Source organism: Rhizobium cauense, from assembly GCF_019511525.1.
Lineage (GTDB): Bacteria > Pseudomonadota > Alphaproteobacteria > Rhizobiales > Rhizobiaceae > Rhizobium > Rhizobium cauense.
The window spans coordinates 43,489-64,179 of sequence record NZ_JAEUAT010000004.1 but is presented as its reverse complement, the minus strand read 5'-3'; the positions used below and the strand labels follow the sequence as shown (position 1 = coordinate 64,179).

The window sequence follows — 20,691 nt, the reverse complement described above, 5'->3', positions numbered from 1 at the left end:
GTCACTTAACTTGAGCATATAACGCGCCCCTCAGATGATTTTGCACTGAGGATAGAAAAGTCTCTTTTCAGCCCTCGAGTAAAGGAAACAAAAATCGGTAGTTTATCGATCGAAAGGAGTACGCAAGGAACCATTTTTCCATTTTTACATCAGCTTGATAAGTATTGTATGGATAAACGCATGTATTTATTTGAGCCGTCATAGCGCATGTTTTGCGGGGACCGCGCTCAGATCCGACCAAAAATACGTGGAGCGGGGAGGTCGCGATTGCCATTTAAACTGGGAAAGAATGCAAGCTTCAGGTTCATGAAGCAGGCAGCTTCGATCTGGATGACGGCTCGCGTGCAAACCAACCGTTGTAAGCGCCAGGCCAAGCGACTGATCATCAATGAGGGTCCGAAGGCTCTATCCGATAAAATCAGAACCAAGCTGTCGGATGCACTTCGCCCCAAGACATTCCTGTGGCATGTGTTTCCATCTGATGTGCTGCAAGTTGACCTCTCGAAGCCAACGAAGCCGACCATTCCTACTATCAGTGACGGTGAACCGATCGAAATGAACTGGCTCGTTGGTCCCGCCAGTCCTGGGTCGGGCGGTCACACAACCATATTCCGGACACTAAAGCACCTCCAGAGTGCCGGCTACCGAAACCGAGTCTATTTTTACGACCCCTATGGCGGTGATCCAAAATACTACGAGCATGTCGCACGGTCCCACTATGGTCTTACCTGCGACATCGAAGACCTTCGCCTCGGGATGAGGAATGCACACGGCATTGTGGCAACCTGCTGGCCCACCGCATATGCCGCATTCAATGCGCCCTGCGACGGCAAGAGGTTTTATTTCATCCAGGACTATGAGCCACACTTCTATCCAGTCGGGACCAACAGCGCCCTGGCAGAGGCCACATACAAAATGGGGTTTCACGGCATTACTGCCGGGCGCTGGCTCTCAGAGAAGCTTTCCCGTGAGTTCGCGATGGAGACTGATTGGTTTCCCTTCGGGTGCGATACTGGGCGCTATCAGTTTGATCCCGGTTCGCGACGCTCCGGGATTGCATTCTACGCCAGAGGAGGAACACCACGCCGTGCAGTAGAGATAGGCCTGCTTGCTTTGGAATTGTTCAACAAGCGACAGCCCGAAATAGAGCTCCATCTTTTTGGCCAGCGGATGGGACGTCTTCCTTTCAAGTTCATCAATCACGGGCTCGTCTCTCCGGAGAAGCTCAACAATATTTACAATAGTTGCTTTGCCGGATTGAGCTTATCGTTGACCAACGTCTCGCTCGTTCCGCATGAAATGCTGGCCTGCGGGTGCCTACCAGTTGTGAACGATGCTGAACACAACCGGATTGTCCTTGAAAATGACAATGTGAGGTATGCATCCCTGCTTCCTCATGCCCTCGCGGAGGCCCTAGAGGCTGTTGTCACCATGCCCGACTTTTTCCTCGCGTCACGACGGGCAGCTGAGAGTGTTAAAGCCACGTCTTGGGCCGCAGCAGGAGAAGCCGTCGACAGAGCACTGCGTCAAGCGCTCACTAGACCCCAAGGGCCGCCGATCGGCGAGTTCGAGCAGACGCGCTCAAGAGTCCGCCCCATGCCAGTTCTAATGAGGTCACCATGACAACCGTTGATGTCGTGATTCCCTGCTATCGCTACGGAAAGTTTCTCAAGGAGTGTGTTGAGAGTGTGACATCGCAAGTGGGCGTTGATGTTAGAGTGCTTATTATTGATGACGCCTCACCTGATGGGTCCGGCGAGATTGGAGCGGCGCTTGCTCGAGAGGACTGCAGAGTTGAGTTCCGTCAGCACCGAACAAATCAAGGGCACATTGCGACTTATAATGAAGGAATAGATTGGGCGAGTTCCGATCTATTTCTTCTTCTCTCGGCAGATGACTATCTTGCGCCAGGCGCTCTCGTTCGTGCAGCAAGTCTAATCGGAGCAACACCGGAAATGTCATTCGCGTTTGGTAACGCGACACTGAAGTATGATGACGGGTCGCAAATTGCGCGCAAGCCATTTGGTGACTCGCTGAACGCTCGGACCGCTGTTTTTTCCTGCAATGATTTCGTCAAGGCAATGCAAGGCAGAAACATCGTACCGACGCCAACAGCAGTTGTGCGGACGACCGCCCAAAAGAGCGTAGGTGGATATTCGCATGAGCTTCCGCATGCCGGCGACATGGCGATGTGGCTTAGTTTGTCGGCGGTAGGACCGGTCGGCTTTGTGGGGGCAAATCAGGCGATCTACAGAATGCATTCGCACAACATGTCTCATTCATATTCAGCGGCGCGATTGCCTGACATCCAACAGAGATATGCCGCAATTATGCATTTCCTCGCTACTGGTGGAAGCCGACAGAAAAACGCGGATCGCCTCCGGCGACTGTTGTTGCGTGATCTGGCCGGGAACGCCGCTGCACAGGCCTCGGCAGCATTCGATGAAGACGAGGCCGAGGTCTCACGTCAACTAGCAGACTTAGCAAGGGAGATATATCCGCGTATCTGTTACACGGCGCCATGGTTACGGCTGTATCTTCACAAGCTGGTTGGCCAACAAGGTTGGCGCCTTCTGCGCGGAGCGCTCGGTGTCTCGCGATAGCGAGCCAATTGAATCTAGCAGGAGCTCCGGGACGCCTGGAGTCCCGGGGTTGGCCAAGTGGGCAGTCATCCACTGAGAGCTGAGGGATAAGCAAATGTTGACAGAATCTGAACAACTCGACGGGCAGTTTCTCGTTTCCACCGAGCCTAAATTTCGAAGTGGCTGGTCTCAGCTACAAGTTGGCAGTTTGCACGTTTCCCTCGCTCCGCTCACAAGAGTCCTGAACGTGTATGGTGCGGATGGCGACCAAATTGGGGTGCTTGTGGGGACACCGATCGATCTCGAGGGCGGCCGGGTGATCACCGGTCGCTACACGCTCCCAGCCGCACTTGGAGAAGGTGACAATATTGATGAGTTCGTCGAGGAGCACATTTATAAGCTGTCAGGCAGCTTTCTTTTCTTGCTAAGCACTGCAATGCACAGGCGCATCTACCTCGACGCAAACGGCACCATATCGCTTGTTTATGATCGCGACGCTCGGATAGCTGGAGCAACGGCGGCCGCCCTGCTAGCCGGTGATAAATATAAACAGCGTTTTCGAGCACGGCTTTACAAGGCTCTTGATGTCGACAACGCCGGTTGGTTTACAGGCGACCTAACAGCTCACACTGGGATCAATCGCCTCCTCTGCAATCATTATCTGGATCTCGACACTTGGGCCGTTACTCGTCACTGGCCAAGCCGTCCCCTCGAAGTTTCTTCGGATCCGACATTGACCTGCGCAAGGATATTCGAACGGGTTAGACAAACCATCGAAATTCTGGCTCGGACCGGAACGACAAGCGTGGCTTTGACTGCGGGTAGCGATTCACGCCTATTACTTTCTTGTTGTCGAGACCTCCTTGGTGAGGTGTCCTTCGCAACAGTCAGAGCACCCAATGCTGACATCGATGTCGCCTGTGCACGACGCCTAGCGACAAAATTCAAATTACCGCACGAATTGTTGGCCTATCGTGAGGCAACGCCCAAACAGGCGGAACTCTGGAAACTCAGAGCCGGTCATTGCGTGGGTGGGAACAATGTAAAGATGCATCCGAGCGTCATCCCCCTGGAGGGACGATACTTTGTCGGCGGCCTCGGCGGGGAGGTTGGGCGCGGCTTCCTCTGGCTCAATGCCAGACCGGACCTTCCAATCGACGCAAAAACTCTGATAGGCCGGCTAAAGCTACCGCAGGATGACGAGCTATTGCGTTCGGTCGCCGCGTGGCTTGCTCCGATTTCACATTTCGACGCCTTCCTGATCCTCGATCTCGCGTATATCGAGCTTAGAATGAGCTCATGGGGGTTTTGCGATTCTTATGTAAAACCCAAGCAGCAAGAGTTGCATCCGATGATTTCCAGGGCAAACTACGCGGACATGCTCTCGTTGCCGCCTGATGTCAGACGTAAGGGACACATCTATTTGCAACAGATAGAGCGGTCGTGGAAGGAAATTTCCGAGATCCCGATAAACAAATACGGCAACTACAGAGACGTCCTGACCCCTGCACTCACGGCGATACGAAATCCGAAACGCGCTTATAGAAAGGCACGACAGCTTTTGGGCGCAAGAGCCTGACGGCGCCAGGCCGTCCTGCGCCACGCACCGCGAAAACGGCCTCGCCCCCCTTAAGACTGCGGTATGCCTTATGATCGCAACCAATAGGCTCACTCAGCATAAAGGGCAAACCTCGCTTCATCCTTGTGAACGTCCGCAGCATTTCCAGGAAGCGCGATCTTGACGGCTTCTTGGGCAGGGATATTCCTTTTGCCCTGCGCTCGCCGCCTAACTTCCGATTTTCGAAGTACGCATCTCGCAATGGTCAGCCGCGCAGTGACGAGTGCTTCAGCGAGCTGTCTGGTACGGCGTTTCCGCCCGGCCTCCCCCTTGGGCATAGCGTCCCATTCCCAGCAGGCGATTACCTTCCGCGTGCCGGCTCAGTTTGCTGTCAAGAATCCATACGCCAGATCCGACAATAAAGAAAAACCAAGCGTATGCAGCCACCCAGAAGTGCACGGTTGAGCCTACAAAAGCAAACGCGACCATGCAGATCAGATATGACGTTCTGCAATCGTCGACCTGAGGACTACTACCCTTAGTCTTCGCGATGGCAAAGCAGATACTAAGCATGGAAAGGACTATCAGCAAAAGGCCTGGCAACCCGTGCCTCATCGCCATCAAAAGCCAAAAGTTGTCGACACTGTCTCCCATCCAAGCCGGCCGCGCCCAATCGCCCAGCCCGATTCCGAAAAACGGATGGCTGGCGACAGACGCAGAGCCATATTCCCAAATCGAAAGCCGATACCATCCGGTTTGCTGTTCGAATGTGAAATGCGAGATGTAGAACTGCGCAGGTGTTTGGTTCGAACCAAGCTCGACAACAAGGTAGCCCAGAAGGGCGATTGTCCAAATCAACTTCCACCGACCCGCGAAGCCGCCAAGAATCCAGTTCCACAACAGCAGCGAAATTTGAAAAAACACACCACCGATGGGCGCAGAGGACATCGATAGTAACGCAGCGAATCCCACGAGAAATGTTAGGGAACGGCGTGAAGGATTGGAAAGTCTCCCCTTTGTTGCCAAGCAAGTCAGCGCGACCATGCTCCCGCAGAAGGTACCAAACAGTATGGAATGGCTAAAAGGGCCCTGGACGCGCCAAAATCCCATCCGGGGAGCCATCGTAGTTATAGCTTCCGTGCGGAAAATTGATCCAAAGGCCAACAGGAGGAGATTTTTTCCTGTTACCCATTCGTATAGAGCGAATGGCAACACGCAAACAATCAACTTGGCGACAAAGATCACCATATTTTGAAAGTCTTGAACATTTCTTATGTAAACGCGAGCCAGCAAGTACGAGCCCATGGTCTCAATAAAGAGAATTCCCGCGGGCTCAATTGCTTGATCGACACCCTCAACAGCGATGAACGCAATCGCGGCCCACGCACAAAAAAGGAGAAGGCCGAAATCGGCCGGTTTCTTCTTGCCAGCTTTTCCCCGCAGCCACATGAAGAGACAAGGTACGAGCAGGGCTAGGAGAACAATCCGATAAAGAGAAAGATTCACGGTTCCAATCGGAAATACCCAGGGGATTATCAGACCCAATAGGAAGACTTTGACCGGCCACGCCAAACGCGTGTGTTCGGAAGCTAGACCATGGATCCTTGTGCGACCATTGACATTCAAACGAACGCCCGGATCGGCAGCAGAACTGCGCAGAACTGGCTGCTCCTTGTGAGAGCCACGGTGGCTAATTGCTATCATTTCTGCCTGGTCTCATTCTCGCTTGCCTGTCATTCGAGATAATTCTTAGATGAGCAGACCAAAATAATAATCGTAGCCATCTGCTGCGGCGACTAGTTCTTCCGATGCTTGTGTCCTCCAAAGGGACTAGCCCAGGGATGGCTTGAGGGCAGTACACACGACAATTCGCTGCCTATGCCGAGCGTGACTGGCTTAAGCTGAGCTTGGGTGTGTTCATTAATTCGGCATAAATCGCATCCATCTGGTCGAGCTTTGCTGACCACAGTGCGGTTTTCTGCGCATGAGCGTACGACGCCGCAGCCATTCGCGCACGTAATTCGGGGTTCGCCACAAGCTTACGCACCGCAGCCGCGATGTCATTAGCAAGGGCCTCTGGCGTTGAAATCCCGAGTTTGATTGCGCAAAGATCAGATGTCGCACTACCAGGACCGCCACGGTCAACCACGATAAGCGGCAGTGAAAAGCTCATCGCTTCAAGCGCAACGTTTCCGCCTGGCTCGCGATAGCTTGGGAACACGAAGATGTCGGCATCCCGGTAGAACTGCGGAAGCTCACCTTTTTGACGCCACCCTAAAACTGAGATCCGTTTACCGAGATCAAGCGATGCGATAAGTGCCTCGCATTCGCCCCGATCGGGACCGTCTCCAACTATCGCCAGCTCAACAGGTAGATCGCGAAGCACTGCCATGGCTCGAATGATGTCACGTGCTCCTTTCGTTCTGATGAGCCGCCCGGCGTACAGCAAGCGCACCGGGCCTGCTCGTGCTGAGCGGTCGATGGAGGGGGGAACGACATCAATGCCCGTTTCACTCATCACCTCGAACCGTCGCACCCGGACAGGGGACAAGATCTCCTCGACATATCCAGCGATACCGAGAACGCAATCAGCGCTCGCGTAGCTGGCGCGCAAAAGGGGGTCCCAGCGCAGGCGATACTGATCGATGCTCCGCAGCTTAGTATACCACGGCGCCGAACCGTCATCAGCGGCAAATCCCGGCGGGGTCGACAGTCCACCGCCCACCGGCCCGATAACCAGTGGCAGACCAAGATTTGCGGCCGGTGAGGGATAGCGCATAGCAACTGGCACAGGCTGGTGCACGATATCGAAGCGGACCCCGTCCGATATCGCTTGGCGTATCCAACGTCGTGCGCGGTAGTAAAACGGTATATAGCCCGGCTTTAAAATGCTGTTCAGCCGCTCCGCCCGACCTAGAATTGGTGGCTCACTCCACTCGACTATTTTGACATTGCTCAGTTGTTGTGAAGCAGGAGTTGCGCCTTGCTTATGATATGTAAGCAGGGTCACGTCATGACGCTCACCGAGCCGCCGGGCCCACTGATGTGCGACCCACGCCTCTCCAATGTCCTCTCCATTGCACGTCGGTGCAACCAGCAATAGCTTTGCCATCTCAAAACCTCCGTCTACACTCTGAATCGCGCCCGCACTTGGCTGCGAAGACTTCGCCAGATGGGAGTTTGGCCCGCCAGGACGCTGTTTACGGTGATATCTGTCGTATCGGCTCGAACTGACGTCCTCGGCTTCAGAAAATCCGCGACCCTCGCGTTTCCACCGCTGCTTGAATAGGCCGTGGTGTATCCACAACGCTTTAATTCCAACAGAACAGAGTTGTTGTACCACCCGAATGGCAACGATGCGGTACGAATGTCCGCCTCACATATTTCTGTAAGTCGTTCCCGCGACGTTTCAAGCTCGTAGGCAAGGATTGAGGCAGGAAGTTTGGTCCAATCTTGATGATCAACACCGTGGCTTCCGATACGCATCCCCATCCCGAGAAGGGTCCGGATGTCGTCTATGTCGAGAGATCCGTGTTGCCCGATGCGGCCGGTCAGGACAAAAAACTCCGCGCTGAGACCACGGTTTTTCAATTCAGGGGCCGCGATCAATAGATCGGAGGTATTGCCATCGTCGAACGTGATCTGGATATTCTCACGATTGGGGTGATCCGCGATCAGGTCAAGAATTGTCTGGAACCGCTCGCGACCCAGCCAATAGTCTGTTTCTCCTGGCTCAAGCGGACGCAGCGGCGCTCCTATGCCATGGAAATTGACAATTGGGTATGCGCCTGTGGTTGCCATACTAGCCCCGCGTGCTTTCCACGAATGCTTCCGCCGACCTATGTGGAGTGACCGCACTCATCATCGCAGCACGATGGGATGCACCACGCCACGATCTGGCAGCGTGTCCAAAGACTACCCCCAGTTTGAAAATCAAAGTTCGTAGCGCCCCATGGTGACGGCGATAGTAGCGAATTCTGTTTGCGGTTAGTAATGCAAAGAGCCGAGGCCCCGTACCACTTCCTCCGCTGGCATGCATTACCTTCGAGCGCGGTTCATACACAATCTCAAATCCAGCCTCGCGGATCCTTCGTTGATAATCCACCTCTTCGCTGTAAAGGAAATATGATTCATCCCACGCACCGACAGTTTTGCGCGCGTTAGCCGAAACGAGGAGAGCGGATCCCGTCGCCCATTGAACAGGCCGACGCTGATCGTAATGACGCGACTCATCAATTATTTCTCCCAACCCGAGCCGCGAAGCCAGCTTGCCGCCTAGAATCGCATCTGCCCAGGCTGTGACAATCGAGGGCTCGCGCCGTAGCGTGGGATCGATCGTCCCATCTTCCCTAAAGTTTATCGGAACGACCACTCCCACAGTCGATGACGCAACGAGTTCAATTAGTGGCTTCACCGCCCCCGGATAGAGCCGCAGATCGGGATTTAGAATTAGCAAGTGAGAGCTAGTGTTTGCTCTTTCTGAACCGATATTGATCGCTGCAGCGTAGCCGGCGTTTCTCCCCGTTCGAATGACGGTGGGGCGCAGCCGGTGAGCCTCCGCGATTTCTGCCGATCCGTCTTTGGAATCATTATCGACGACAATGATTTCAAACCCATTCACCTCGTCCAAGCCATCGACGAGGGAATTCAATAGCGCCGGCAGGGCATCGGCACTGTTAAACGTCACGATGACCACTGCAACGCTCGACCCTTTGTCGTTGGGCCTACGTCCATGATCAAGTGCATTGCTCGCCACGGCCGTCATGTTCCCCTCACCAACCTGAGTTTCGCCTTACTCGCAATTTGCAAAGGGCCATTGCGAGTGGTTCACGACCCCTGTCCCTAACCGACGGCAACTTGCGGCGCCGCAATTTGCTGATCAACAAATGACGCGAGCGAGCCGACCGTCTCGAACAACTCAGCGCTGAAATCCTCGTCATCTATATGGATGCCAAAGCGGGCTTCGAGAGCTTGCGCCAAGCTCAGCACAGCGAATGAATCAAGTTCAGGCAAATTGCCGAAAAGCGGAGTCGAGGGATCCGCGATGCGGGTCCTATCTTCGATGCCGAGGGTTTCGGCGATAACATCTTTCACGGACTCAAATGTTGAAGGGTTCATGATGCCTCACATTTATTTTGGAGATCGAAAAGCGGATCTCGGTAACGACGACGATTAGACGAGCACTTCCGGCGGCATCGGATGCCCCAAAAATGCGGTAGGACTGGCTGTCAGACCATAGGCACCCGCTTGAAAGATCACGACAAGGTCGCCGACGTCGGCGGGTGGCAAGCAGACATTGTCCCCCAGCAAGTCCAATGGAGTACAGAGGCAACCGACTACCGACACGGTCTCGCGCTCATGTCTGCTCATCTTGTTTCCAATGACGATCGGGTAGTTCCGACGGATCACCTGGCCAAAATTGCCTGATGCGGCCAACTGATGATGAAGCCCGCCGTCGACGACAAGATAGGTGCGTCCTCTCGAAACCTTGCGGTCAACAACTTTGGTTACGTAGACGCCAGACTCCCCGACGAGGTAGCGACCGAGTTCGATCGCAATCCTTGCATCAGGCATTGAAGGCCGTATAGCAGTTTCAACCAGTTCATTCAGCCTTTTGCCAACGGGCACTAGATCGAGCGGATCATCTTTTTCGAAATACGGAATCCCAAAACCACCGCCGAGATTCAGGTATCGAACAGACTGCCCGTAGCTTTCAGCTAGCTTTAGCAGGAGTTCGACATTACGAGACAAGGCTTCGCAAAGTATGTGCGAATGGAGATTTTGCGAACCCGCAAATACGTGGAAGCCAAGGAAATCCAGATCTGCACTGGCAAGTTTTGAAAGCAGCGACGGTACCTCTTCCGCATCTACACCAAACTGTTGCGGGCCGCCGCCCATCTTCATCCCGGAGCCCTTGACCTGGAAATCGGGGTTTACCCGCAAGGCCACTTTGGGGCGGATACCAAGACGATTGCCGGCTTCGATGATGCGCCAAGCCTCCGTTTCCGATTCCATCTCGATCGTCACGCCAGCGGCGACCGCTTGCGTCAGTTCGGCCGACGTCTTGCCAGGACCTGCGAAGCTTATGCAGGAAGCGGGCACGACCGTATCGAGTGCAGTCTTCATCTCGAACGCTGACGCAACGTCGAGTGAATCGACAAGGCTAGAAAGGTGTTGGACCACCGCCGGCATCGGGTTGGCCTTGACGGCATAGCTGAGTTTGACGTCTTTCGGGAGAACAGAACGAAGATAGGCCACCCGAGCAGTTATCAAACGTCGATCATACGCGAAGAACGGTGTTGTTCCGACCCGCTCGGCGAGTCGATCAAGGCGGACGCCGCCAACTGCCAAACAGTCTTCGGCTACCTCGAACATGTCAATGGAAGGATGTACGCTCACTGTCCCAGTTGCTCCCTCAAGAGTACGCGATCGAACTTGCCATTTGGGTTTGTTGGAATGGATGCCATTTCGACGACTTTTGAAGGTACCATGTATTGTGGCAGTCGATGTCTGAACGCCGTCAGCAGGGCGCCTACATCAAGTGTCTCGGCAATCGGGCTAGCAACAAGCACGATCCGCTGGCCGAGTGCTTGATCGTCAATGCCCATGGCAACGGCATCGCGCGCCAGGCCCGAGGCGTAAGCAACTTCCTCAATTTCGGTTGGACTGACACGATAGCCAGACGTCTTGATCATTTCGTCACGACGCCCAACGAAGTACAGGAAGCCCTCCTCATCCCTGACGACAGTATCTCCGGAAAACACCGCCATTTCCGGTTGCCGCCAGGCAGCGCCCGTTCCTGGCCACGGCCGAAACCGCTCGCCGGTACGAACAGGATCGTTCCAGTATCCCAACGCGACGAGGGGGCCCCTATGAACCAGTTCGCCCGGTTCCCCAGGACTGCAGAGTGTCCCATCGGGCCGGACCACCAGAATTTCTGCATTAGGGATCGCTTTTCCGATCGAGTCCGGCCGCCGGTCGATCTCTGACGGATCGAGGTAGGTCGACCGAAAAGCCTCGGTCAGCCCATACATCAAATATGGAGCCGCATTGGGAAAGGACGCACGCAGCCGGTCAAGTGTTGCCTTCGGCATCCGTCCGCCTGTATTTGCAAAGTAACGCAGTCGCCCTCCGACCTCGGCCGGCCAATCAAGAGCCCCGACCTGGATCCAGAACGGCGGAACGCCAGTGATCCCTGTAACCGCGTACTTCTCACAGAGCCGTATGACATCGCCGGGCAGAAGATAATTCATCAGCACGACATGAGCGCCCGAATTGAACGCTGTCGTCAGTTGGCTTAAGCCCGCATCGAAACTCAATGGCAGGACCGACAGGATCGTGTCGTGCGGACCATTGCCGAGATAGTGGCTTACACTCTCGGCGCCGACGATCATGTTGCGATGGCTTAAAACCACGCCTTTAGGCTTACCGGTGCTTCCAGACGTATAGAGAATGGCAGCGACATCGCAGTCCACACCTCCAAATGGCGGAGGGGGGGCCTCGCTTGAAACGAGTTCGCCCCATGAGTGCGTCCTTGGGTGCGTTTCATCCGTACCTGCTTCAGCCCGCGTGCCATCGACAAGGATGACATGTTTGAGCGATGGCGTCTCGACGAGGTGGCCATGGAGTTGGGCCAGTCGATCTGCAGATGTTACCAATACACTGACGTCACAGTCAGCCATTATGTAGGCGACCTGTTGTGGTCTCAGTATCGGGTTTATCGGCACAGTCACGCAGCGAGCAGCAGCAGTGCCAAATATCGAGACCACAGTTTCGAGCCGTTTGTCGAGAAGAACGGCAACCCGATCGCCCAAAGCCGTTCCGAGGGTATCAAGGGCAGATGCAAATCCGCAGGCGTTCAGCCACAGTTCAATATAGCCGGTGGTGGCGCCCTTGTATGTCAGTGCAGGAGAACTACCAAAGTTGGATGCTCCCTGGCGGAGCAGATCGGCAATATTGATCTTGATCGGCGACTGCATTGAATCCCAAACTCCCTACCACGGTACGCACGTAAGTTCGCTGTAGAGGTAGTCGACCTCGCTTGGAGACACCCTGTTGCTCAAGAACATCTTCGGGCGCGGCGATCGAAGAGGCATGGAAAATCGGGGGTGCACGTCGGCAAAGCGCTTCTCGACGAATGTTCCCACAATTCCAAATTGCGTCAGCAGGTGGCTGTAAATGTGATGAGCGGTCTCCGCAAAAAGGGCACGGTCTCCCACATGCAAGATCGATGCGAACACCCGCAACCGTTTGCGGGTGTCCTTGCGGAACATCACATAGCAGTGTCGATCACACTTGATCACAGCAAGATGGTGTGCGGCGGGAGCAAGCGCATGGTCCCTATAGATTTCAAGATCACGCGCGTCGAGGAGGCCTTCCAGTGATTGCGGATCGGTCACAATCGAAATGCCGCTTCTCCATCGAGGTCGAGGTAGATTTATGACCAATGCGGCAGCGGTGTCGATCTGCTGAAACTTAAGCCGACGATTGAGGGGAACGACGTTTCCGCTCGGCGAAAGATCAGTGAAGGTATAGCCGCCCTGATCAAGCAGCGCTTTCAAAAGGCGCAGCCCATGCGATCGATAGCCGTCCAGCACACACCAGGCACTTAGGTTGCAGAACCTCTCGATCTTACTGCCAACGCGCCGCTCCGAGTAAAAGGCGATATGAACACCGACAATCCGCCCTCCATTGGTTAACATGTAACCGTGATTGGGCGCTGTTGATTGCCATGAAGGTTGAATGGCAGATGCCCAGGCTGCGGGCGATAGCCGGCCGTTGAGTTCCGCGTGAAGGAAATCTGCCACCAATTGCACGTCGTCAGAAGAAATCGGACGAAGCAATGTACTTCTATCGCTTTCTTGAGACGTTTCCCGCGACACAGCAGTGTTTTCCTTTTGCTACTCATGTAAACAAGCAAATCTTCAAAAGCATTTACATGTAATATTACATCGATTCATAGATACCCATATGGTTGAGCCAAAGATCAACCAAAGACGACCCTTTTTAACCGGTTTGGTAACTGGAGCGGCGCTACCCGAGAACATTATTGTCGTGCCTTCATGTGTTTCCACGCACACGGGGGGAGGCTGCCATTTCTAGCAACCATCACATTCTGATCCTGGTCGAAAATCTACCCGTCCCGTTCGATCGCAGGGTCTGGCAAGAAGCCAAGGCGCTCGTTGAGGCGGGTTACGCAGTGTCGGTGATCTGCCCCAAGGGCAAGGGGCACAACGAAAGCTATGAAGTCCTGGACGGGGTCCACATTTACCGGCACCCTCTTCGCGAAGCCACCCGCGCGGCCGGATACTTGCGCGAGTATTGTCTTGCGCTTTTTCATCAGACCTATCTTTCATTTCGCGTTCGGAGACGCCAATCGATCGACGCCATCCAGGCGTGCAATCCGCCGGACCTGATGTTCCTCGTGGCGCTTATTCACAAGCTGCTATTCGGTACCCGCTTTGTATTCGACCACCACGACCTCAGCCCAGAACTCTACGTCACAAAGTTCGGGCGCAAGGATCTGCTCCACCGCTTGCTATGCTTCTTTGAGCGCCGCACTTTCCAGATAGCGGACGCCAGTATTGCGACGAACGAGACCTTCCGTGAGATTGCCATCTCTCGCGGCGGGATGGCCCCTGATCGCGTGGTCGTAGTCAAGAGTTACCCGGAGGCATCACGTTTCCGGCGCACGCTCGCCGATCAATCACTGGTCGTCCCCGGTAAACACCTCATCGGTTATCTCGGCATCATGGGAGAGCAGGACGGTGTAGAGACCATGGTTCGGGCACTCGCCGAAATTGTGCATGTGCGCAAGCGAAGCGATGTTCACGGGCTTATCATCGGCGACGGTCCGGAGCTCGCTCGACTAAAGAAGCTCGCTGCCGACCTTAATCTCGGTGATGCCGTGCACTTCAGTGGCTATCTCAGCGGCCAACCGCTCATGGCGCATCTATCGGCTCTCAATATTGGAATCATTCCCGACCCACCCAATGAGTTCAACGACAAGCTCTCGATGAACAAAGTCTTCGAATACATGATGCTCGGCCTGCCGATCGTTCAGTTCAATCTGCGGCAGGCGACACGCGACGCTGCTGACGCCGCTCTGGTCGTCAAGGAGCACTCACCCGAAGCACTGGCAAACGGTATTCTTGCACTAGTGGATGATCCGCAACGGTGCTTGGAGATGTCAGTCGCGGGTCAAGCAATAGCCGAACGTGAGTTCCAATGGACGAATGAAGCTCGCCGCTATCTGACTGCCTATCGCACGGTGTTTCGCAGGAGACTGGATGTCAATGATAAGCGTCATTATCCCGCATCTTAACCAACCCGAGATGCTCCGGACCTGCTTGGCCGCTCTGTCACGTCAGACCGGCCCAACGGGGCCAGTTGAGATAATCGTGGTAGACAACGGATCCAACCACTTGCCATCAGAGGTGTGCGCAGCCTTTCCAAACGTCACCCTTCTGTCGGAAACGGTTCCTGGCCCAGGCCCCGCGCGCAATCTTGGCGCGGCGAATGCTAACGGTGAATACCTCGCATTTATCGACGCTGACTGCATTGCCGATGACGGGTGGCTATCGGAAATTGAACGTCAATTTTCGGCAGACGCGACGAAATCGATTCTTGGCGGCGACGTTCGCATCGGGTTGGAAAGGCCAGGCCAACCCACTCTTTTGGAAGCATACGAGAGCGTCTTCGCCTACCGCATGAAAGAATACATATCCAAGCAGGGTTTTACTGGGACCGGCAACTTGGCGGTCCGCGCAACCGTCTTCACCTCAGTTGGTAAATTCGGCGGCATCGATATCGCCGAAGACCGCGATTGGGGTCAACGCGCATTGGCGAAGGGGTTTCGTACGCATTACTGCGAAAAAATGATCGTCTACCATCCTGCTCGAAAGACATTCTCCGAGCTTGCCCTTAAGTGGCAACGGCACACTGCCCACGACCTGGCGCGGGCAAGGCACAAGCGCGCCTGGAGGTTGCGCTGGATCGTGCGCGCTGCCGCGGTCGCTCTTTCGCCTGCTGCGGAACTCCTGCGGATCTGCACCTCAGACCGTCTCACTGGGTGGAAGGCACGAGGATTGGCGTTTGCGGGGCTATTCCTCATCCGTAGCTATAGAGCAGCAATCATGTTCTCCCTTGCCTGCGGCGCGACGGATGCGACGACGCTCAGTCGTCGCTGGAACCCACAGTCCTTGCTGGAAACTTTGAAGAATAACTAAAGCACCGTAGTTGCTTCGATCATTGGCGATCCGTCGAGACTTGGTGAACTTTGCTACCCGTCGAGGTGAAATGCTATGGAGAAGGTAGCGAATAGACTTACCGCGCTGGCGTGCCTAACGGCTGCCTTGGGGCTGGCGCAGCTTGCCGGCAGGGCGCAGGCGTTCGACCGCAACTCGTTCCCTGGCCCGCATAACACGGGCATACCCAAGGCAGTCGAACTCACGCCCTACGCCGGTCCATGCGCGATAACCGAACCGAATACGGTGATCGATTCCAGACGTGTGACCTGCGATTTGTATATCAAGGCGCCTGGTGTTCGAATAACACGAAGTATGACAAACCGCATCGATGTCGATACCCCGGGCGCCTCGCTTACAATCGAGGACAGTGTAATTGATGCCGGGCGCTGGCAGGCCGCTGCTCTCGGTTACTCCAATCTGACTGTGAGACGTGTCGAAGTACGAGGCGGCGGGGCCAGCATCCATTGCGCGCCAAACTGCATCATCGAGGACTCGTGGCTGCATGGTCAGTACATGCAACCTGGGCAACCACAACATCTTGGCGGTTATGCCGCGTTCGGTTGGGGCGATGTCACACTTCGCCACAACACGATTGGTTGCGACGTACCGGACAACGACGTGGGAGGTGGATGCTCCGGGAGCGCCCAGATTTACGGTGATTTTGCAGCGCTTTCCGGGTTCACGTTTGAACGCAACTTGTTTCTGGCAACGCCAGGTGGCTATTGCACGTCGTTCGGATTAAACCCTGGGAAACCATATGGCGACAACCCTACACACATCGTAGTTAAGGATAACGTGTGGCAACGCGGACCTAACGGTCGGTGTGCCGGATATGGACCGACAACCTCCTTCTACGTTGAGGGCGAGGGCAACATCTGGCACGGCAATGTCTGGGACGATGGAACCATGCTCGAGCCGCAGTGACTGATGACTGAAGTGATTAGGTCAAGAATCAGTTCCAAAACCGCCAGGTGTCGGCGTTATCACTGTAATTGCTTCGCCGGCCTTCAAGATGGTTTGATCGCTTGCCTTCAGCGTCTCCACGCTGCCATCCACACGCCGTACGCTCGTAGTTCCCACATCGCCGACACCTCCTCCGGCCGCGCCACGAGGCGGGTGATTGCGGTGGGAGGATAAAATTGCGCACTCCATCTGCTCGAGAAACCGAATGGTTCGCTGTGTTCCGTCGCCCGAGGTCCATCGCCCCTTTCCACCTGACCCCGCTCTGATGTGAAAGTCTTCCAGAATAACCGGAAATCGAAGTTCCAGAACCTCCGGATCAGTGAGACGCGAATTCGTCATATGAGTATGGACGCCAGCCGTTCCTCCAAAGCCCCGGCCATCGTTCATCTGTCCGGCAGGTGAGCCCGAGCAAATCGTCTCGTAGTACTGGTATCTTGCATTTCCGAACGTCAGATTGTTCATCGTTCCTTGCGAATTGGCCATCGCTCCCATGGCGCCGAATAGGGCATTCGTCACATGCTGTGATGTCTCGACATTACCGGCAACAACGGCGGCCGGATATGCGGGCCTCAGCATACAGCCATCCGGGATTATTATGTTTATCGGTCGAAGGCAGCCGGCATTCATTGGAATGCTGGTTTCAACCATCACGCGGAATGCATAAAGAACGGCAGCGCGCGTGACCGGTTCTGGCGCATTGAAGTTGTTTGCCTGCACTTCAGACGTTCCAGAAAAATCGACCGTTGCCTCGCGCCTTCGACGATCAACCGTAATCTTCACCTTGATTACCTGGCCCGTGTCAGTTGGATACTCGTATTGGGCCGCATCTGGAAGACGGTCGATGACACATCGCACGCTTTCTGCAGCGTTGTCCTGCACATGCCTCATATACGCCTCCACCACAGGTAGCCCGAAGTGTGCGATCATCTTGCGCAGTTCCGCCACTCCTCTTTCATTTGAGGCGATCTGGGCCTTTAGATCAGCAATGTTCTGATACGGATTGCGAGCAGGATAGGGATGATCAGTAAGCAAGTTGGAGATCTCTGCTTCCCGAAAGCGGCCGCCTTCGACAAGCCGGAAGTTGTCGAAAAGCACACCTTCCTCGTCGACGGTTGTTGCCAAGGGCGTCATGGACCCCGGCGCAGTTCCTCCGATGTCAGCATGATGTCCGCGGGAGGCGACGTAGAATAGGATGTGATCTCCCGCGTCATCAAAAACAGGCGTCACGACAGTTATGTCAGGCAGATGCGTGCCGCCGTTATAAGGAGCGTTCAAGGCGAACACGTCACCGGGGCCAATTTGGCCGGCGTTCAGCTTGATGACGGTTTCGACCGATCTGTCCATCGATCCAAGGTGCACAGGCATGTGCGGCGCGTTCGCCACCAGGGCGCCGGTTCGATCAAAGACTGCACACGAGAAATCCAGCCGCTCCTTTATATTGACGGAATGGGCGGTGTTTTGAAGAGTTACGCCCATTTGCTCGGCGATCGACATGAAGAGGTTATTGAAGATCTCCAACATGATCGGATCAGCCTCGGTACCCCGTGCGGCTGCGTTCCGTTTTTTCTGCACACGACGCATCAGCACATGATCCTTCGATGTGATTTCGGCGCGCCACCCAGGTTCGACAACGATCGTTTGGTTGGTCTCGATAATTAGTGCCGGACCGTAGACCTGGTTACCGGCGACCAGATCCGCACGCAGGAAGACCGCCGCATCACACCAGTTTCCTTCGAAGAACACCCGACGGTTTTCGACAGAACGCGCAGCGCTTGGCAGAGCCTCGCGATCAATCTCGTGATGGTGGCCAGGCGACCGATCGGCTCCTTCAACGGCAACCGTTTCAATGACGACTGTCTTCCCGTCGTAGATGAAACCGAATTGTCCCTTGTGGGCCTTCTCGAAGCTGGCCCTGGCGTCAACAATCGATCCGCCGCTAAAGTCGATCGGCAAGGCGGTATCAGTACCGTCGTAGCGCAAATGCAGAACAGGTTTCACATCAACTGAACCAGCGGAGACGCCTTGCTCTGCCAGTTCTGCACGAACCTCGGCGCCCAGTGCACCGATCAGCCCCCCCAACTCTGAGAGCACCTCTGCCGACAAGGTTTTAATAAACGCTCGCTGGCGCGATGCAAAAACAGAAGACAGCCCCATGCCGTAGGCGGAAAGAAGACCCGAAAGTGGATGGATTAGTACAGTAGACATGCCCAGAGCATCCGCAACGAGGCAGGCATGCTGCCCGCCCGCACCCCCAAAGCAGTTCAGGAGATACCCGGTGACATCATAGCCGCGCTGAACCGAGATCTTCTTGATGGCATTTGCCATGTTCTCGACCGCAATCTTGATAAACCCTTCAGCAATGCGTTCGGCACTGTGTCCGGTGGCCACCTGCTCGGCCAGGGCCTCGAATTTGCGCCGTACTTCATCGGCGTCGAGTTGCTCGTTCTGGCCCGGTCCGAAGATTGCCGGAAACAGATCTGGCTGCAACTTGCCAAGCATCACATTGGCGTCGGTGACCGCTAGTTCGCCGCCGCGCCGGTAGCAGGTTGGTCCGGGATTTGCGCCTGCAGAATCAGGCCCGACACGGAAGCGGCCAGCTTCGAAATGAAGGATGGAGCCGCCGCCAGCCGCCACCGTATGAATTCGCATCATCGGCGCCCTGACACGCACCCCTGCAACTTCCGTGTCGAATGCGCGTTCGTAGTCGCCATCATAGTGAGCTACATCCGTTGAGGTACCTCCCATGTCAAAACCAATAACCTTGGTGAACCCGGCGAGCCTTGCAGTCTCCACCATGCCAACAACGCCACCGGCAGGCCCAGAGAGGAGAGCGTCCTTGCCCTGGAATTTGTCTGCGGCAGTCAGGCCGCCCGATGACATCATAAAACTCAGTCGTGGAATGGACCTGCCGGTGGCCGCGACCCCCAAGTCGCTCGCAACCTGCCTGATGTAGCGAGACAGGATCGGTGAGAGATAAGCATCGACGACAGTCGTGTCGCCCCGACCAATGAGCTTGAGCAGCGGCGAGACTTCGTGGCTGACGGAGACCTGTGCAAACCCCGAGGCCCGACACAGTTTGGCGACAGCTTCCTCGTGTTGCGGATATTTATAGGAATGCATGAACACAATCGCCACAGCATCAAAGCCATCCGCTCGTGCTTCTGCAATCGCCAGCTCGAGGTCCGAAAGAACAAGCGGGAGCTCGATCGACCCATCAACCCGTATTCGCTCATCGACCTCGACGACGCGCTCGTACAACTGCTCCGGTAATATGATCTCTTTGGCAAATATATCCGGACGTGCCTGATAGGCGATGCGAAGCGCGTCCCGAAAGCCTTTTGTGATCAGCAACAATACCCGCTCGCCCTTGCGTTCCAGCAATGCATTGGTCGCCACCGTCGTTCCCATGCGGATGTCACCGATCCGATCTGGTGGAATGGGCTCTGTCCCTGCAAGCCCAAGCAATCCACGAATCCCATGGATCGCAGCGTCTCGATAGGCCCCCGGATTCTCCGAGAGGAGCTTCCTAGGGTGCAAGCTTCCGTCGGGAGCACGCCCCACGATATCCGTGAATGTGCCCCCACGATCAATCCAGAAGTCCCACACTCCGTCTGACATGTACTTGCTCCGTTCAGCCGCTCAAGCATCGCATTGAATGCCCCGGTTCTTCGCCCAAGACAATGAACAAGTCCTCCTTTCCATTCAACGGTGAGAATTGATGGGGTCGGACCACTGATCAATACGGCGATCACTGTGCACTTTCAAAATGCCGCATTGAGATTTATTGAACTCTCGCATAGAGACATCTCCATCAGGAGGGATGACTGTTGCGAGCCAAGAACGCCATGATTACGCAGTGGGTGGTGCGCATGATCTGCATCATTGCGCTGCTGTTTGTCGGTTCTGCTCATCAGCCCCCGTCCTTTGCCAAGGGAGCCTCGGTTCCCCCAGAGCTTGCGGAGTATGTTCTTCCAAACGGTACTTTGCCCGTTATCTGCATTGCCGGAAAAGCAGACAAAATACACAAGCATGACAAGGCGAAGGTGCATGGTTGCGAGGCTTGCCAGATCGCTGCCTCGGTTCTCCTGCCGATTCCTGACAAGGATCAGGCCATCGACGTTCGTGTCGTGGCTACTTTAGCTGCCCCTTACGAGGAAACCATCTCTCCCCAACGCAACCTGCCGCCAAACTCCGGACCGCGGGCGCCGCCTCTCGATCCTGCGCTTGTGTAAGGCCTGCTTCGGCTGATGCCCGCATTTGTATTTGTGGCAGTTGGCATATCGGCTCGAAGTATATTCTAGCGGTACCCATTTCTATTTCGCACGCCCCTGCCGGGCAG

16 protein-coding genes are annotated in these 20,691 nt (G+C 55.3%); 7 read left to right on the top strand and 9 right to left on the bottom strand.

Annotated elements, in window-relative coordinates:
• Positions 1 to 267 precede the first annotated feature (267 nt).
• From JNB88_RS08855 to JNB88_RS08845, 3 genes are all read left to right on the top strand, one after another.
• Positions 268 to 1,623: a rhamnosyltransferase WsaF family glycosyltransferase gene (locus JNB88_RS08855; protein WP_223217130.1), complete on the top strand. Its 1,356-nt coding sequence runs from the start codon at positions 268 to 270 to the stop codon at positions 1,621 to 1,623.
• A complete protein-coding gene (locus tag JNB88_RS08850; RefSeq protein ID WP_220355126.1) occupies positions 1,620 to 2,603 on the top strand; it encodes a glycosyltransferase family 2 protein in 984 nt (327 codons plus the stop codon). Before JNB88_RS08855 ends, JNB88_RS08850 begins: the two co-directional genes overlap by 4 nt.
• Positions 2,604 to 2,697: 94 nt before the next feature.
• Positions 2,698 to 4,161, top strand: a complete 1,464-nt coding sequence (locus JNB88_RS08845) for a hypothetical protein (protein ID WP_220355125.1) — start codon at positions 2,698 to 2,700, stop codon at positions 4,159 to 4,161.
• 267 nt (positions 4,162 to 4,428) lie between these two features.
• On the opposite strand, the gene JNB88_RS08840 is transcribed toward JNB88_RS08845, so the two are convergent.
• The 8 genes from JNB88_RS08840 to JNB88_RS08805 form a co-directional block, all read right to left on the bottom strand.
• The gene (locus JNB88_RS08840) at positions 4,429 to 5,844 is read right to left on the bottom strand and encodes an O-antigen ligase family protein (protein ID WP_220355124.1); all 1,416 of its coding nucleotides are present in this window, start codon (positions 5,842 to 5,844) and stop codon (positions 4,429 to 4,431) included.
• A 172-nt stretch (positions 5,845 to 6,016) separates the two neighbouring features.
• A complete protein-coding gene (locus tag JNB88_RS08835; protein WP_220355123.1) occupies positions 6,017 to 7,252 on the bottom strand; it encodes a glycosyltransferase family 4 protein in 1,236 nt (411 codons plus the stop codon).
• 14 nt (positions 7,253 to 7,266) lie between these two features.
• Positions 7,267 to 7,941 (bottom strand): polysaccharide deacetylase family protein, encoded by a 675-nt coding sequence (locus tag JNB88_RS08830; protein ID WP_220355122.1) that lies wholly within the window; start codon positions 7,939 to 7,941, stop codon positions 7,267 to 7,269.
• A 1-nt stretch (position 7,942) separates the two neighbouring features.
• The gene (locus tag JNB88_RS08825) at positions 7,943 to 8,905 is read right to left on the bottom strand and encodes a glycosyltransferase family 2 protein (RefSeq protein ID WP_220355121.1); all 963 of its coding nucleotides are present in this window, start codon (positions 8,903 to 8,905) and stop codon (positions 7,943 to 7,945) included.
• 77 nt (positions 8,906 to 8,982) lie between these two features.
• Positions 8,983 to 9,258: an acyl carrier protein gene (locus tag JNB88_RS08820; RefSeq protein ID WP_220355120.1), complete on the bottom strand. Its 276-nt coding sequence runs from the start codon at positions 9,256 to 9,258 to the stop codon at positions 8,983 to 8,985.
• Between the two features lie 54 nt (positions 9,259 to 9,312).
• The gene (locus JNB88_RS08815; RefSeq protein WP_222857978.1) at positions 9,313 to 10,515 is read right to left on the bottom strand and encodes a pyridoxal-dependent decarboxylase, exosortase A system-associated; all 1,203 of its coding nucleotides are present in this window, start codon (positions 10,513 to 10,515) and stop codon (positions 9,313 to 9,315) included.
• A 20-nt stretch (positions 10,516 to 10,535) separates the two neighbouring features.
• A complete protein-coding gene (locus JNB88_RS08810) occupies positions 10,536 to 12,119 on the bottom strand; it encodes an acyl-CoA ligase (AMP-forming), exosortase A system-associated (protein WP_220355118.1) in 1,584 nt (527 codons plus the stop codon).
• Between the two features lie 15 nt (positions 12,120 to 12,134).
• The gene (locus JNB88_RS08805; RefSeq protein ID WP_338110976.1) at positions 12,135 to 12,947 is read right to left on the bottom strand and encodes a hypothetical protein; all 813 of its coding nucleotides are present in this window, start codon (positions 12,945 to 12,947) and stop codon (positions 12,135 to 12,137) included.
• Between the two features lie 242 nt (positions 12,948 to 13,189).
• Between JNB88_RS08805 and JNB88_RS08800 the strand changes: the two genes are divergently transcribed.
• The 3 genes from JNB88_RS08800 (at position 13,190) to JNB88_RS08790 (ending at position 16,313) form a co-directional block, all read left to right on the top strand.
• A complete protein-coding gene (locus tag JNB88_RS08800; RefSeq protein WP_223217129.1) occupies positions 13,190 to 14,464 on the top strand; it encodes a glycosyltransferase family 4 protein in 1,275 nt (424 codons plus the stop codon).
• On the top strand, positions 14,436 to 15,368 hold the full coding sequence (locus JNB88_RS08795) for a glycosyltransferase family 2 protein (RefSeq protein WP_220355441.1): 933 nt from the start codon (positions 14,436 to 14,438) through the stop codon (positions 15,366 to 15,368). Before JNB88_RS08800 ends, JNB88_RS08795 begins: the two co-directional genes overlap by 29 nt.
• Positions 15,369 to 15,443: 75 nt before the next feature.
• On the top strand, positions 15,444 to 16,313 hold the full coding sequence (locus tag JNB88_RS08790; protein WP_220355117.1) for a hypothetical protein: 870 nt from the start codon (positions 15,444 to 15,446) through the stop codon (positions 16,311 to 16,313).
• Between the two features lie 21 nt (positions 16,314 to 16,334).
• Here JNB88_RS08790 and JNB88_RS08785 read toward each other — a convergent pair whose 3' ends face one another.
• Entirely contained in the window at positions 16,335 to 19,970 is a 3,636-nt protein-coding gene (locus JNB88_RS08785) for a hydantoinase B/oxoprolinase family protein (RefSeq protein ID WP_220355116.1), read from the bottom strand.
• A 209-nt stretch (positions 19,971 to 20,179) separates the two neighbouring features.
• Between JNB88_RS08785 and JNB88_RS08780 the strand changes: the two genes are divergently transcribed.
• Positions 20,180 to 20,584, top strand: coding sequence for a hypothetical protein (locus JNB88_RS08780; protein WP_223217128.1), 405 nt, complete (start codon positions 20,180 to 20,182; stop codon positions 20,582 to 20,584).
• Positions 20,585 to 20,691 lie beyond the last annotated feature (107 nt).

What these genes read in the sequence shown, in the direction of transcription:
- JNB88_RS08850 (WP_220355126.1), top strand. Translation starts at nt 1,620, where the DNA reads ATGACAACCGTTGATGTCGTGATTCCCTGCTATCGCTACGGAAAGTTT.
- JNB88_RS08845 (WP_220355125.1), top strand. Translation starts at nt 2,698, where the DNA reads ATGTTGACAGAATCTGAACAACTCGACGGGCAGTTTCTCGTTTCCACC.
- JNB88_RS08840 (WP_220355124.1), bottom strand. Translation starts at nt 5,844, where the DNA reads ATGATAGCAATTAGCCACCGTGGCTCTCACAAGGAGCAGCCAGTTCTG.
- JNB88_RS08835 (WP_220355123.1), bottom strand. Translation starts at nt 7,252, where the DNA reads ATGGCAAAGCTATTGCTGGTTGCACCGACGTGCAATGGAGAGGACATT.
- JNB88_RS08830 (WP_220355122.1), bottom strand. Translation starts at nt 7,941, where the DNA reads ATGGCAACCACAGGCGCATACCCAATTGTCAATTTCCATGGCATAGGA.
- JNB88_RS08825 (WP_220355121.1), bottom strand. Translation starts at nt 8,905, where the DNA reads ATGACGGCCGTGGCGAGCAATGCACTTGATCATGGACGTAGGCCCAAC.
- JNB88_RS08820 (WP_220355120.1), bottom strand. Translation starts at nt 9,258, where the DNA reads ATGAACCCTTCAACATTTGAGTCCGTGAAAGATGTTATCGCCGAAACC.
- JNB88_RS08815 (WP_222857978.1), bottom strand. Translation starts at nt 10,515, where the DNA reads ATGTTCGAGGTAGCCGAAGACTGTTTGGCAGTTGGCGGCGTCCGCCTT.
- JNB88_RS08810 (WP_220355118.1), bottom strand. Translation starts at nt 12,119, where the DNA reads ATGCAGTCGCCGATCAAGATCAATATTGCCGATCTGCTCCGCCAGGGA.
- JNB88_RS08795 (WP_220355441.1), top strand. Translation starts at nt 14,436, where the DNA reads ATGATAAGCGTCATTATCCCGCATCTTAACCAACCCGAGATGCTCCGG.
- JNB88_RS08790 (WP_220355117.1), top strand. Translation starts at nt 15,444, where the DNA reads ATGGAGAAGGTAGCGAATAGACTTACCGCGCTGGCGTGCCTAACGGCT.
- JNB88_RS08785 (WP_220355116.1), bottom strand. Translation starts at nt 19,970, where the DNA reads ATGTCAGACGGAGTGTGGGACTTCTGGATTGATCGTGGGGGCACATTC.